This window comes from Streptomyces sp. WAC00040 (genome assembly GCF_056835925.1).
Genome location: NZ_JAKQZE010000001.1, coordinates 744,299 through 758,476, shown reverse-complemented (window position 1 = coordinate 758,476; position 14,178 = coordinate 744,299). Strand labels below are relative to the sequence as shown.

Sequence of the window (14,178 nt, the reverse complement as noted above, 5' to 3'; positions counted from 1 at the left end):
ATGCTGACGTTCGACAACGTGTACCACGCTCCACTCGACAAGCTGAAGGCGTCGGTGGACGACTGGTCGAAGATGACGACGGACCTCGAGACGCTCGCCACCGACGCCGGTTCCACGATGGCGGCCAAGGCGAAGGACGACTACTGGCGCGGGGTGAACGCCGAAGTCACCAAGCCGTTCGTCGACAGGACGGCCAAGGAGTTCGACGACGCGGCGAAGGCGGCCAAGGGGATCAAGCAGATCCTCTCGGACGGGTACGAGGCGTTCAAGAAAGCCAAGGACGACCTCAAGAAGCTCGTGGACACCGAGGCGCCGGCCCAGCATCTCGTCATCACCTCCCACGGCAAGGTCGAGGCGTCGTATCCGCTGGAGAAGGACCAGGGAGCGCGGCACGATCCGGACTATCCGGAGGCGTTGCGGGCTCAGCGGGCGAAGATCGAGGCCATGCAGAAGCGTGTCGACGCGATCATCGAGGCGTGCGACGACGCGGACATCGCCGTGTCCAACGCCCTCAAGGCGAACATCACCGGCGACAAGCACAACTTCAGCGCCCCGAAGTACAGCAGCATCGACGCGGAAGAGGCCCAGCGGGCGGTCGATCTCGCGAAGAAGGGCCGCGACCTCTCGCACAAGGAGCTCGAGCAGCTCAACGAGCTTCTCAAGGACAACCACGACTCGAAGGTGTTCTCGCGGACCTTCTACGACGGCCTCGGGCCGAAGGGCTCCCTGGAGTTCTTCGGGCAGCTCTCCACGGACACGTACGACTACTCGAAGCAGGACAAGGAACGCCTGAAGGACGTCCAGGAGCTCCAGAAGAACCTGGGCCTCAACCTCGCCACGGCGACGGACCCCACCGGCAAGGACGACAAGTGGTCCCAGCGGTGGGGTGACGAGATGCGCAAGCTCGGCACCGAGCGCATACCCCTGGCCAAGCACGACTACAACGGCCCGTACGGGTACCAGCTGCTCGGCGGAATCATGCGGTACGGGAACTACGACCCGAAGTTCCTCAACCCGATCGCCGAACACGTGGTCCAGTTGCATGCCAAGGACCCGTACATGTTCGCCGACACGAAAAGCACGCTCGGCTACGACAAGCACCCCTTCAACCCGTCAGGGAAGAACGGGGCCGGTTACGACCCGGTCGTCAGCATGCTCGAGGCACTCGGGCACAGCCCGGAGGCGTCGAAGGAATTCTTCTCGTCGGACCCGAAGGCGTACAACGAGGACGGCACGTACAAGGGTGGCGTTCCGAAGGACGAGGACGGCAAGGAGATAACCAGCTACCTGGACTACTTCACCAACAAGGACTACAAGTCGTTCCCCGACATCGTCGGGCACGCTCCGGACGACGCCAAGCAGTCCATGGACTACATGCCCGACGCTTTCGGGCACGCCCTCGAGTCGGCGACGCTCGGTCACGCCTACGACGATCCGAACCCCGAACTGGTCCGGGACGAGGCCTCCGCCGGCATCATGGAGAAGGTCGTCGACAAGTACGGAGGCGACCCGGAGTTCCTCAAGAAGAACCATTCGGCGTTGGCCGACAGCCTGGGCAACATGGGTGCCGGATACATCGACGACATCAACTGGGCGATCGACAAGAACGATCCGGACAGCATCTACGCCCCGGACAAGAATCCCGAGGCCCACGCCAACTTCGGGCGCTCGGGCGCTCGCGAGTTCCTCAGCGTGCTGGGCCAGCACCCGGACGCCTACGCCTCCATCAGCACCGCCGAGCGCATCTACACCACCAGTGTTCTCGAGTCCCAGGTGGGCCCCGACGGCAAGATCGACGAGGGCGGCGCGCGCCACGCCGTGAACACCGGCGGCCAGATCCAGGGAATTCTCGACCAGTCCCGAGGTGACCAGGTCGAGGCCGAGGGCCTGAAGAAGCACGAAGAGTACGAAAAGGCCCACGAGAAGCGTTCCGCCTGGATCGAGTTCGGTGTGACAGCAGGCATCGCGGCCGGCGTGGCCTTCCTCCCGGCGACGGCAGCCGCTGCCGGCGCAGCGGCCATCCTGGTCCCGCTCGCGGTGGACACAGGAAGCGGCGCGCTGGAGCAGATGGCCGGCCAAGTCATCGGCGACTGGTCGGACAAGAACGTGGAGGACCACAAGAAGGTGACGGAGGGCGACATCCGGGAGCAGAAGTCCGAGGTCTTCCGCGCCGGTGAAGTGAGCTCCGAGGCTCCGATGGAGCGGTTCATCGACCAGTACGGCGACAGGATGAGCAGTGAGTTCGAGCAGGATCTGCGTGAATCCGCGCAGGGCGGCTACAACACCGGCAACCTGAGGGAAGACCAGCAGGGGCAGGACCCGGAAACCGGCTGACGAGGAATGGGCGCGAGATCGTGATGCGACGACGGGATGTGGTACTGGCCGCGACGGTGAGTATCGCTCTGTGCTTCGGTGCGACTGCGTGTGGCGGCAATGACGAGCCCGAGGCGAAGCGCACCGCCGCCAAGGATCAGTGCGGCGGTGTCCTGTCGCCTGCTGCGGTGACGGCCATGGAGCAGGTGATGGGGAAGCATTTCTCCGAGGCTGCGGACGCGACGGTGGACGAGGCGGTCCAACAGCTGCGCAGCGACTACGGCGAACGTCTCAACTGGAGCCGGGGCAAGCAGTTCTGTGAGATCTCCAAGACGGAGGGCGGCGTGAACTCCATGACCGTCAGCTTCTCGCTGTACGCCCCGGACGACCTGTCCGGAAGCAATCACGCCGCGGACCTCCACGCGTACCCCATGGGGAAGGAAGCCCTGGCCGGGGCGGAGGACGCGTACCTCTATTTCGAGTGCGTCAGCCCCGAGCTGGAGGGCTCGAAGTCCCGCCCTGCGCGGGTTGCGGGCCACCTCTCACAGTCGGAGCCACCGTCGGACACGGCGCAGGTGCACAAGGCGAACATGGCGGTGCTTCACTCGGCCGCGGTGGCTGTAGCCGGGGAATTGAAGTGCGAGGGGAAGGCGGGGCTTCCTGCGGAACCGAAGCTGACGCCGACGGACTGAGCATGGTTCGCAGGTCACTCACACTTCAGCTCGCGCTTCGTGAATGCTGCGAATTCCTTCAGCAGCGCAGGTAGGGCCTTTCGTTCGCTCAGGCTGCCCGATCCTCCGAACGAGTAGATGTGCAGATCGATGTACTTTCCGGGGGCTGAAGCGGTCTTGGAAGGGGAGCAGGCGATATAGGCGGCGGCACCGTCGTCCCAGACGATTCCCTTCTGCCCCACGTCGATTGGTTCAGGATCTGCTGCATCGAAACTGGACCAATCAATTTCCTCCTCAGAGTCCTGGTAGCGCGCAAAGGCCTGGAACTGTGTATTGCCGTCAATGTAGAGCGAGCAGATCGGCTCGTCCGGTGATTCGTTGAGGACGAACGGGTCGACATCGATGGTGACTTCCTCGCCAGAAGGGAGAAGGGGAGCCACGTCTTCGCTGGAGAAGACGTTCCAACAGATCCGTTTGGGTAGTACCGGGGCGGTTCTTTCCTCACTCTTCGAGCAACCGGTGAGGAAGCCGACCAGTGTCACAGGAACCAACGCAGTTGTGAGGATTTTCGCGATTGCGCGCATACTCAACTTCCATTAGGGCTTGAACTGTCTACCAGGCCCCGCCCGACGGAGTGAGCCGTTCCCATCTGGGTGGAGGCCGACCCCTTGTACTCACTGATTTGCTCATCGGTGAGGGCCGCCCCGCGGGCCCCCGCCTCGACAGCAGATACAGCAGCGGCCTTGGCCGCATCCTCCGACCTTGAATAACCGTGTGCCGAATCGCGGCGAGCCTCCTCCGCAGTGTCCTTCTCCGCGCTCTTCACCGCCGACTCCGTCACGTCCTCCTTGATCCACATGATCACGTCACCACCCACCGGGATCATCTCGACATACTTGCCGCCCACCGCATCGATCACGCGGTTGGTCCACTTGGCGTTGTCCGCGACGCCCTGGTTGTACTCCGCCGCCTCGTGAGTCTTCGCGTCATGGACCGCCTGCGCCCGCGCCTCCGTCATCATGCCCGCGATCTCGCCGCCCGGGTGGACGGCGTTCCGCACCGCCTCGCCCGTGTCACCGTGGCGCTCCGGGTTGTGGAACACGTCGGACACGAGCGTCGTCGTGTAGGCCTGCTGGGCGTTGGTGATCGCGCCGTAGGCCTGTGGGTCCTGGCCCACCGCGCCGAGGAACGCGGCCATCTCGTCCTTGCGGAACTCGGCCGGTTCTCCCAGGTACTTGACCTGGTCCGCCCCGTTCTCCGCCGTGGCCTGGAGGTCCGGCATGTACTCGGCGGCCATGTTGCCGAACTGCGGCGCGAGAGCGCTCAGCGGCCCAGGCGGGTCGCCGGGCTTCGCCGCCACCAGGGACGGGTCCGCGCCGATCTTCGCCACCACCTGCTCCATCACGCTGCTCATGGCCTTGGTGTGGGACACGGGAGCTGCGTCCTCGTCGCCCGGTACGCGGCCGGTGACCGCTGCCTCCAGCGCGTTGCCCAGCGCCGTCTGGCCGGGGTGGTGCTCGCCGCCTGCGGTCGTGTCGTACCAGTCCGCGACCGGCTTCTTGTCCAGCATGTAGTCGACGACGCCCTGGGCGTCCTTGCCCTGGATCGCCCCGTCCGACAGCGTGACGATGCCGTCCTTGTTGGTGTCCTCGCGGACCGGTTCGTTGAAGAAAGCCGTTGAGGCCTCGGGGTTCTTGCTCATCGCCTCCATGAGACCGGTGAGCGGATTGAAACCCTTGCCGCCCTCCCCGTCCAGGTTGATGGAGACGGGGGTGTGGCTCAGCGGCATGTTCTCGTGCCAGATGTCCGGGTTCTGTTTGTCCATCGCCACCATGTCGCGGCCAACGGCGGTGAGGAAGTCCTTGTCGTACGTGCCCTCCCGCAGGAGCGCCCCCAGGGCTTGGTAGCCGTACACCTTGGTTCCGGGAGCGGTGGAGCCAGACACGTCGATCTCTTTGCGCCCTGCCTTGAGAAGCTGTGTCGTCCAGGTCGAGTCGAGGTGGTTCGGCGTCGACGTCTGCGTGGCGAGCCCGAGCATCGCGCCCATGTCGTTCTGGATGTTGCGCACCATGCCCACCCGGTCCTGGCCGGCAGGGCCGAGCGATGTCGCATCCAGTGACATCTTGGTGTACGCCTCGAGCGTGCCCTCCGCGCCCAGCTTCCGGTAGAAGGCGGCGGAGAAGTCAGGGTCGGTGCGGTTGTCGTCGAGGAGTTCTTCGAGCTCCTTCAGCGCCGCCACGTTGCGTGCCGTGCCGCCCTCTCCTGTCACTGTCTTCATGAGCGCCGCTGCCCGGTCGGCCTGTTCGGCGTCGAGGCTCTTGTACTTCGGGGCGGCGAAGTCGTGGCCGTCCGTCACGTTCCGCGCAAGGGCTCGTTTCAGCGATTCGTCCGCGTCGGAGCAGTCCTCGACGATGCGGTCGATCTTCTTCTGCCAGGCATGGACGGCTTCCTCCTGCTTGCGCAGGGTCGCCTCGTACACGGCCCGGTCGGGCTCGTGACGTGCTGCCGCGTCGTCCTGGACCGGGTGGCGTGATGTCACCTTGCCGCCCGCGTCCACGTGGATTCCGGCGGCAGGCCCTTCCTCGTCCCTGATCCTGACCAGCGCGTCCTTGGCGGTCCTGAACGAGGTGTGCGCGTCCCGGAGCAGCAGTTCGATGCCCTTGGCCTGGGCCGCCGCGTCGTGGAACTCCTTGGTGCTCTTTGTGATGAACGGCCTGGTGATGCTCGCGTTGACGCCTTCCCAGTCGGCCTTGTCCGACTTGGCCTTCATGCCCCGCCGCGCGTCGTCCGCCAGTTTGTCCAGCCTGGTCACCATCTCGGCCCAGTGGTCGGCGGCTTCCTTCAGCTTGCCCACAGGGGCGTTCACGACGTCATCGAATTGCAGCACTGCGCGTCCCCCGACGGGCTACTTGAAGTATTTGTCGAGCGTGGCGACCGCGGTCAACTTGCCGGCGATGTCGGCATCGTTGTCTGCGTGGTCCGCCCGTGTGTGGTCCAGGTGGTTGGAGATCTGGCCGCATGCGTCCAGCAGAGCCCGCAGCTGCGTGTTCCACCGGTCGTGGGCCTTCAGCAGTTCTGATCCGCTGACGAAATTGCCGTTCGTCAGCGCGTTCGCGGCCTCGAACGTCGACGGCCTGGCGTGGTCACCGTCCCGTGACAGCCTGCCGTGGAGGAGGTAGGCGTCATGGCCGACCGCTCCGAGGTCGTCCTGGTTGACGGCCAGGTCCACGGCGCCCCCGGGATTTCCGCCACCGCCGTCGGAATGGTCGAGCCGCATCCCGACCGTCCGTGATGCGCCGGCCCGGGCGGCGGCCCACTCCTCGTCGAACGTCATGGATCCTCCGAGCCTGTTGGCCATCCGTTCCCCGATCTGCCTGATCAGGACATGTGGCGCAGCAGGACCTTAGCGGAGATCTTTACGCACCCCTGCGCAAATGCGACGACGTTGACGTCTCTGGCGGACGTTGGGCCGACGTAGGCCGAATACCGTTGATCCGGTGGCTCTGGTGGCTCCCGTCCTCAGACCCGCAGGCGCACAGCCCCGGCGCAACGAGGACGTGCGCGCTTGGCGACGCCGTGATGCGGGAGGTGCTTCTCCGTCAGACCGCGAACGTCCGGGGCGTACGGACCTCGGCGGCCAGGACCTCCGACGACTGCCGGGCGATGGCGGCCACCACCCGCCCGGGGAGCCAGCCGGGGCCCAGGAGAGAGCCTGCCGAGTCCAGGACCGTCGATGTGGGAGCGGTTGTCGACGGGGGCAGGGCCTGCAGGAGCTCGGCGGCCGTCGGACGGGCCGCCGCGTCGCGGGACAGGCAGCGGGAGATCAAGGGGCGTAGAGAATCCGGCAGTTCGGCGCTGTCCGGGACCGTGTGGCCGGTGGCCGCGTATGCCATGACCGCACCCAGGCCGAAGATGTCGCCCGGCGGACGAGGACGTCCGCCCGCGGCCGCCTCGGGGGCGAGGCTGCCCGGCTCCAGTCCCGCGATGCCCGTGCGGGACTCCCCGTCCGGGGCCGCCGCCCGGGCCGCGCCGAAGCAGGTCAGGCGTGGCCCGTTCCAGGCCAGCAGCACCGCGGAGGGGGAGAGGCCGGCATGCGTGATGCCGACGGCGTGGGCACCCGCCAGAGTTTCGGCCAGGGCGGTGCCGAGGGCTCGTACGGTGTGCTCGGGCAACGGGCCGCCGTGCACGGCCAGCGCCACGGGCAGCGGGAGCACCGGGAGATAGGGCGTGGCGTACCACGCCATCTCCGGCGTGGGCGAGAGCTCGGCGACCGGCAGCGCCCAAGGGCCGACCAGCCGGCGGGCCGCCTCCGCCTCGACGAGGAAACGCGCGGGGTCGGCGGCCTCGAGAGGAGCGCAGATCAGGACGGTGCGCTCGCCGTCGGCGCTGCGTGCCACGAACCGGTGCTCGGGAACCGGGGGGAAGCCGGGGCCGGTCGGGTCGAGGCGGGTGACGAGGTGGTACGGGCCGATGCTGCGCGGCCCGCCCTGTCGTGACTGCTGCGTCCGCGCTCGTTCCATCTGCGAATCCCCCTAGGCATGACGACGCCACAGGAGCCTACCGGCCCACCGTTCCCCGCGGCGCGGACGGCCCGGGGCGCTTCCCGGGGAGCGCCTCTGACCAGGTTCTGGCCGGGGGCTCAGGGACCTGTTTCAGAAAACCGGCAGCGCGACGAGTGACCCGCTGTTCAGGAGGAACACCCGATTGCCTGCGGCGGCCACGTACCAAGACCCTTCCGAACCGGAATCGTCCGACTCGTACGTCCAGACGAGCATGTCCCGATGCTCCGAGGAAGGCTTCCCGAAAGCGGAGACCCCCGAGGAAGTGCCGCCCTCGACGACCCAGTACGTGTTGCCCTGCACCACCGCTGGTGTGCGAGGAGGTTCCGTTCCGTCCAGCCAGAACCTGGAGATCACCTCGCCGCCCACCTTGTCCACGACTCTGCCGCCTCCGTCGTCCACAACTATGAGACGGCTGCCGTCGATCGTCGGTGGGCCCCAGTTGTCCGCCTGGGACGAGAGCGACTCCGACGCCAGGCTCCAGATCTCGTCGCCCGACGCGAGGTCGACCGCGGTGAGCGCCTTGCCGCCCATGTACACGACGCCGTCCTCGACGGCGGGTGCCGTGCCACTCGACGCGTTGCGTTCGACGGTCCAGGCTTCCTCGCCCGTCGCTGACCCGACCGCGAAGTACGTTCCGTCTCCGGTGCAGACGACGAGGTGGTCGGCCCCGGCCGCGCCCAGCGCCGCCGAGTCCAACCGCGCACCCGCGGGTGCGGGCCGTGTCCAGCGGACCTCACGCCTCGTGACGTCCACCGCGGACAGCTGATCGTCCCTCGTCCGCAAGTACACGGTCCCGCCGCCCGGCGCGGTGCACAGCAGCTTCTGCGCATCCGCGGGAACGCTCCAGCGCCGCTCGCTGGTTGACGCGTCGAACGCCAGGACATTGCCGCTGTCGTCCCCGGCCACGAACAGCTTCTCGGTCAGCGGCAGGAAGCCGACGGACGGCGACACCTCGGACAGCGTCCACTTGTGCTTCCCGTCGGTCACCTTGTAGGCCGCGAGCCCGCCCGACGGGTGAGCGACCATCACGACGTCTCTGAGCGGGAGCATCCCCGCCGCCTGGGGAGCGGCCACCTTCAGGGGACCCCACAAGGGCCGTGGACTCTCGTGCAGAGTGACGGCGGTCAGCAGGTCGGCGGGCGGAGCGTCGGCGGCCTCCGGCAGTTCGGATTCCTCCGCGGCCCACCACCAGGCCGCTCCTGCGCCGCCGAGTGCCAGCACCGTGCCGCCGGCGGCAAGGGACGCCAGGAAGCGCCGCCGCGACGGCCGCGCGTCGCCCACGGCGGTGCCGGGCAGTGTGGCGAACCGTTCCGTCAGGGCCTCGTGCTCCTTGATCCGGTCGGCGAGGGGGCCCCGCTTCCACACACGGTGGGCGTCGCGCGGTGGCGCGAACGCCGCGGCGACCGACGCCGGCTGCGGACGCTGCGCCGGGTCCCTCGCCAGGCAGGGTTCGATGAGTGGCCGCACTTCCGGAGGCACGGCCCCGAGGTCCGGCGAGCCGTGCACCACCGCGAACTGGACCGCGGCTACGTGTTCGCCGGAGTAAGCCGGCCTGGCGCTCGCCGCATGGGCGAGGACGGCCCCCAGAGAGAACACGTCGGCGGCCGGACCGACACGCTGCCCGAGGACCTGTTCCGGTGCTCCGTATCCGGGGGTGACCGGGATCTGACCGGTCATGGTGAGGGTCAGACCGTGCTCGGGGCGGGCGATACCGAAGTCGATGACGCGCGGGCCGCCCGACGTCAGCACGACGTTGGACGGCTTGAGGTCGCGGTGGATCAGGCCGGCCCGGTGAATGTCCTGGAGTGTGGACGCCAGGGCGGAGCCCAGGGCGCGCAGGGCGGGCCCGTCCAGCGGGCCGTGCGCCGCGATCGCCTGGTCGAGCGTCGGCCCGGCGAGATACTCGGTGGCGATCCACGGTCGCCCGCCCTCCGTCCGCGCGTCCAGCACCTGTGCGACGCCGCGGCTGGTCACCGCCCGTGCTGTCTCGGCCTCGCGCACGAACCGCTGGGCCAGGTGCCGGTCATGGGCGAGTTCCGGGCGCAGCACCTTGACGGCCGCCGACCGGCCGGCGTTGTCACGTCCGAGGTAGACCTTTCCCATGCCGCCCTCCCCGAGGACGCCCACGAGGCGGTACGGCCCCAGTCGGATCGGGTCGCCGTGACTGAGAGGGCGCATGGGGGAGTCGGCCTTTCCGGGCAGTGGAGGGTGGTTCGGGGCCAGGGTCGCGGAGGAGCGGGGGCGGACTAGGAGGCGGGGGAGGATTCCTCGGTCGACGTCAAGGGCAGGGCGGCCAAGCTGTCCTCGCCGCAACCGATGAGCCGGTCCCTGGACATCAACGCGCTGAACTTGTCCAGGCTCTCCCCGTGGAGCCATGCGGACCGGTGCGTACCGAGATCGATCGCCCGTAGCCCGTCCGCGCTGTGCTTGAAGACGTACCGATTCCCCACGGTGGGCGCCACCTTGAGTTCATGACCGGACCGGACGGCGTCCTTCTCCCGCCACATGAGACCGCCGGTCTTCGCACGGACGGCCAGCAGCGCGCGTTCCTTTACGCCTTCGACGACGTAGATCACCCCGTCCTTCAGCGCCGGCGACCCGTACGAGGTGACGTTCGCGGCGCCGTACCGCCACGCTTCCCCGCCGTCGGCCAGGCGCCTTGCGTACACGGCGTCGGACGCCACGTAGAGGTTCTCCTGGTCCACGGCGATCGGGTTGCGGGCGGCGTCGTCGGCTTCGACCGGGAGGGCGTCGCGCCACACGATGCTGCCGCTGCTCGTGTCGCACACCATCGCTTCGACGCCGCCGGTCCCGGTGCGGAAGAAGAGGACCAGTCGCGAGCCGACGGCGCGTGCGCCCGTCACCCACGGGAAATCCTCCGGAGGGCTCTGCTCCAGTACCTGTTCCGTGCGCATCCCACCGTCGGAGAGAGAGAACGAGACGACGCGCCAGCCCCGTGCCACGTCGGTGTCGGCCGAAGGGTCGGCGCCTTTCTCGGGAACCGGTGCGGTGAGCAGCCAGGCGACGCCGTCGTTCACGCAGAGAAGCTGGTTGCGGGTCAGTTTCCCGTTGAAGGCCTTCGTGTCGACGAGCGGGTCCAGCAGTTCGCCGTCCTCGAGGCCGATCTCGACGATGCGCAGTCCCTCGTCGGGGGACAGCGAGTAGTCGACCGCGTAGAGCTTCTCGCCGTCGGTTGCCACGTCCCACGGCCTGAGGACGGGTTTCGTGGACCACAGTGTTCGCCCGGTGGAGGCCTCCACCGCTGTCACTCCTGCTTCGTTGACGATGACGACTCTGCCCGCGACCAGCATCGGACGGCCCATGTCCTGCGGGGGCGCCGTCTCGATGCTTCTCCGCCAGAGGGCGGACGGCGCCTGGTTCGTGGCCGGTTCGGAAGGGTCCGGACTCCGTCCGTTCAGCCATGCCCACGCTCCAACTCCTCCGCCGGCCAGGCTCAACGCGGCGCCGCCTCCGACGGCGAAGAGCCCGCGGCGGCTCAGCCGGGGGCTTCTGCCGGCGGGAACGGTCTCGGATGTGGCGTGGCCCGCAGGTACGGGCATCCGGTAGGGCTGGTACTGCCACACCTCCGTGGCACGACGGCCGATGTCCGCGAGCAGCGGGCCGGGAAGGTGGTCAGCGAACTCGCCGTCACCGGAGTGGAGTTGCCCGGCGAGCTCCGTCGTGCTGGGCCGTTCCGCGGGGTCCTTGGACAGGCAGAGTTCCAGCACCGGGAGCAACGCGACCGGCACCCTGGACAGGTCGGGGTCGGCGTAGCGGACCCGGTAGAGGAGGTCCGCGGCTTGCCCGGTGCCGAAGGGGCCGTGACCCGTTGCCGCGTAGGTGAGGACGCCGGCCAGGGCGAACACATCACCGGCGGGGCTGTGTTCTTGGCCGGAGGCCTGCTCCGGGGACATGTAGGCGGGCGTTCCCGCGGCTGTACCCGTACGGGTGAGCCGGTCGTCCCCGGCCGCGCGGGCGATGCCGAAGTCGATGACCTTCGGACCGTAGGCGGTGATCATCACGTTGGACGGTTTGAGGTCGCGGTGGACGATGCCGGAGGCGTGGAGCTGGGCGAAGGCGCCCGCGAGTGCGGCACCGAGGGCACGGACCGATGCCTCCGGGAGAGGCCCGCACAGGCCGACGGCGTCGTCGAGGGGTGGGCCGAGGACGTACTCGGTGGCCAGCCAGGGCGTTTCCGCGAGCGGGTCCGCGGCCACCACGACCGCGCCGTGCCGACCGCCGATGACGCGGGCGGCGTCCGTCTCGAGATGGAAGCGGACGCGTGAGGCGGGGTCGGCGGCGATGCCCGCGTGCATGGTCTTCAGCGCGACGGTGCGGCCGCCCGTCGTGCGGGCGAGATAGACGGTGCCCATGCCGCCGTGACCGAGCCGGGCCATCAGGCGGAAGTCGGCGATGTCGGCGGGGTCGTCGTGGGTGAGGGGCGAAAGCATCGGCGTCAGGCTCCGGACGGCTGGGAGGCGAGGACCCCGTCGTGCTGCCGGGTGAAGGCCACCACCTCACAGCGCCGGCGTGCGGGAAGGCCCGCTGCGAAGGGGCGTGGAGTGGCCGTGCGCGTGCGTTCCATCTACGGCTCCCCCGACCCTGGCAACAGGCCCCCGAGCCTACCGGCGTGGTCACGGCGGCCTTCCGGAAGGTGTGTCCGCCGCGGTGGGACCGCCGCGAGCCGTCCTCGCGGCGGTGCGACGAAGGCCGTCCCCGACAAGAGGGGCGGCCTTCGTCGCACCGTGGATCAGTGGAGGCCGTGACCGGATTCGAACCGGTGTAACTCGAGTTGCAGTCGAGCCCCTGAGCCTCTCGGGCACACGGCCGTGTCTTCCAACTCCTCGACCGTACGGGGCCGTGCGGCGGGCCTCAACGATCCGGTGCGTGCCGCAACGCGACTGCCATACGCCGTTCACGGTCGTACGACGAAGGGACCGGTCCGGCCCCGCCGAACGACAGGGCCCAATGGCGCTCTTGACCCTTACTCTTGAGCCCATGACCGTCCCCCTCGAGCCGAGTGACGCCGATGTCGCTCCCCGCCCCGCATCAGCAGCCGGAGCCTTTGCCGACGACAAGCGTGACGACGAACTCGGTGGCCGGCACGACGACCCGCAGGCCGCCGGGCAGGGCGCCGGGTACGACGGCCGGCCGGACGCCGCGCCGGACGTCCGGGCGGACGGCGGCCACCTGGACGCGCACCACGGCAAGCCGCACGGCAGGCAGAGCGGTGTTCTCGGTCGTGAGCACCGGGCGCTCAGCATCGGGATCGTGGCCGTCGTCTTCCTGATCGCCTTCGAGGCCACCGCCGTCGGTACCGCCATGCCCGTGGCCGCCCGCGAGCTGCACGGCATCCCGTTGTACGCCTTCGCCTTCTCCGCGTACTTCACCACCAGCCTCTTCGGCATGGTCGTCAGCGGACAGTGGGCCGACCGCAGGGGTCCGCTCGGCGCGCTGGCGGGCGGGATGAGCGCCTTCGCCGCGGGGCTGATGCTGTCGGGCACCGCGGGCGTCATGTGGGTGTTCGTGCTCGGACGCGCCGTGCAGGGCCTGGGTGGCGGACTGGTCATCGTCGCGCTGTACGTGGTGGTGAGCCGCGCCTATCCACGGCGGCTCCAGCCCGCGATCATGGCGGCGTTCGCGGCGAGCTGGGTGATCCCGTCGGTCGTCGGGCCGCTCGCCGCCGGCACGGTCACCGAGCATCTCGGCTGGCGCTGGGTGTTCATCGGAATCCCCGCCCTGGTCCTCCTGCCGCTGACGCTCGCGCTGCCCGCGATCCGGCGCACCGCCGCCGGACCCGCGGACGCCTTTGCGCCCGTGCCGCCCTTCGATCGGCGGCGGATCCGGCTGGCCCTCGGCATCTCGATCGGCGCCGGCTTCCTCCAGTACGCCGGCCAGGACCTGCGCTGGCTGTCCTTGCTGCCCGCGGCCCTCGGCGCCGCGCTGCTCGTACCGTCCGCGCTCGGCCTGCTGCCCGCCGGGACGTACCGGGCGGCGCGCGGCCTGCCGTCCGTGGTCCTGCTGCGGGGCGTGGCGGCCGGGTCGTTCATCGCGGCCGAGTCCTTCGTCCCGCTGATGCTGGTCACACAGCGTGGGCTGTCCCCGACGATGGCGGGCCTCTCGCTGGCGGTCGGCGGCGCGACATGGGCGCTGGGCTCGTACGTACAGTCACGGCCGCGGACCGAGCCGTACCGGGAACGTCTGGTGGTGCTCGGCATGCTGCTCGTCGCGGCGGCCATCGCGGCCGCGCCGAGCGTGCTGATCGAAGCGGTCCCGGTGTGGACCGTCGGGGTCGCCTGGGGCTTCGGGTGCTTCGGCATGGGACTGGTGATCGGCTCGACCAGTGTGCTGCTGCTGAAGCTGTCCGCTCCCGAGGAGGCCGGTGCCAACTCGGCCGCGCTCCAGATCTCCGACGCCTTGTCGAACGTGCTGCTCCTCGCGGCGGGCGGTGCTGCCTTCGCCGCCCTCGGCGGCGGCGCCGTGGGCGCGGCCCACGCCGTGTCCGACGGCGTCTCCGGCGCCCACCCGGCGGCCTTCGCGGCAGTGTTCCTGCCGATGGCGGGAGTGGCGCTGGCGGGGGCGTGGGTGGCGACCCGGCTGCGGGTGCCGACCACGTAGTACCACTTGGTACC

The 14,178-nt window shown here is 69.1% G+C and carries 10 protein-coding genes and 1 tRNA gene; 3 read left to right on the top strand and 8 right to left on the bottom strand.

Features of this window, described 5'->3' with window-relative positions:
* Positions 1 to 2,334, top strand: coding sequence for a hypothetical protein (locus MDN94_RS03495; RefSeq protein ID WP_482724512.1), 2,334 nt, complete (start codon positions 1 to 3; stop codon positions 2,332 to 2,334).
* Positions 2,335 to 2,522: 188 nt separating this feature from the next.
* Entirely contained in the window at positions 2,523 to 3,005 is a 483-nt protein-coding gene (locus MDN94_RS03490; protein WP_482724511.1) for a hypothetical protein, read from the top strand.
* 14 nt (positions 3,006 to 3,019) lie between these two features.
* Here MDN94_RS03490 and MDN94_RS03485 read toward each other — a convergent pair whose 3' ends face one another.
* The 8 genes from MDN94_RS03485 to MDN94_RS03450 form a co-directional block, all read right to left on the bottom strand.
* Positions 3,020 to 3,568: a hypothetical protein gene (locus MDN94_RS03485; protein ID WP_482724510.1), complete on the bottom strand. Its 549-nt coding sequence runs from the start codon at positions 3,566 to 3,568 to the stop codon at positions 3,020 to 3,022.
* 2 nt (positions 3,569 to 3,570) lie between these two features.
* Complete coding sequence (locus tag MDN94_RS03480; protein ID WP_482724509.1) at positions 3,571 to 5,850, bottom strand: hypothetical protein; 2,280 nt, start codon at positions 5,848 to 5,850, stop codon at positions 3,571 to 3,573.
* Between the two features lie 39 nt (positions 5,851 to 5,889).
* Complete coding sequence (locus tag MDN94_RS03475) at positions 5,890 to 6,318, bottom strand: hypothetical protein (protein WP_482724508.1); 429 nt, start codon at positions 6,316 to 6,318, stop codon at positions 5,890 to 5,892.
* 265 nt (positions 6,319 to 6,583) lie between these two features.
* Entirely contained in the window at positions 6,584 to 7,504 is a 921-nt protein-coding gene (locus tag MDN94_RS03470; RefSeq protein ID WP_482724507.1) for a protein kinase family protein, read from the bottom strand.
* 132 nt (positions 7,505 to 7,636) lie between these two features.
* Complete coding sequence (locus MDN94_RS03465; protein ID WP_482724506.1) at positions 7,637 to 9,724, bottom strand: protein kinase domain-containing protein; 2,088 nt, start codon at positions 9,722 to 9,724, stop codon at positions 7,637 to 7,639.
* A gap of 68 nt (positions 9,725 to 9,792) precedes the next feature.
* A complete protein-coding gene (locus MDN94_RS03460) occupies positions 9,793 to 11,997 on the bottom strand; it encodes a protein kinase domain-containing protein (protein ID WP_482724505.1) in 2,205 nt (734 codons plus the stop codon).
* Positions 11,998 to 12,002: 5 nt separating this feature from the next.
* Entirely contained in the window at positions 12,003 to 12,131 is a 129-nt protein-coding gene (locus tag MDN94_RS03455) for a hypothetical protein (protein WP_482724504.1), read from the bottom strand.
* A gap of 169 nt (positions 12,132 to 12,300) precedes the next feature.
* Positions 12,301 to 12,375, bottom strand: a tRNA-Cys gene (locus MDN94_RS03450).
* 169 nt (positions 12,376 to 12,544) lie between these two features.
* Here MDN94_RS03450 and MDN94_RS03445 point away from each other — a divergent pair.
* Complete coding sequence (locus tag MDN94_RS03445; protein ID WP_482724503.1) at positions 12,545 to 14,164, top strand: MFS transporter; 1,620 nt, start codon at positions 12,545 to 12,547, stop codon at positions 14,162 to 14,164.
* Positions 14,165 to 14,178: the final 14 nt, after the last annotated feature.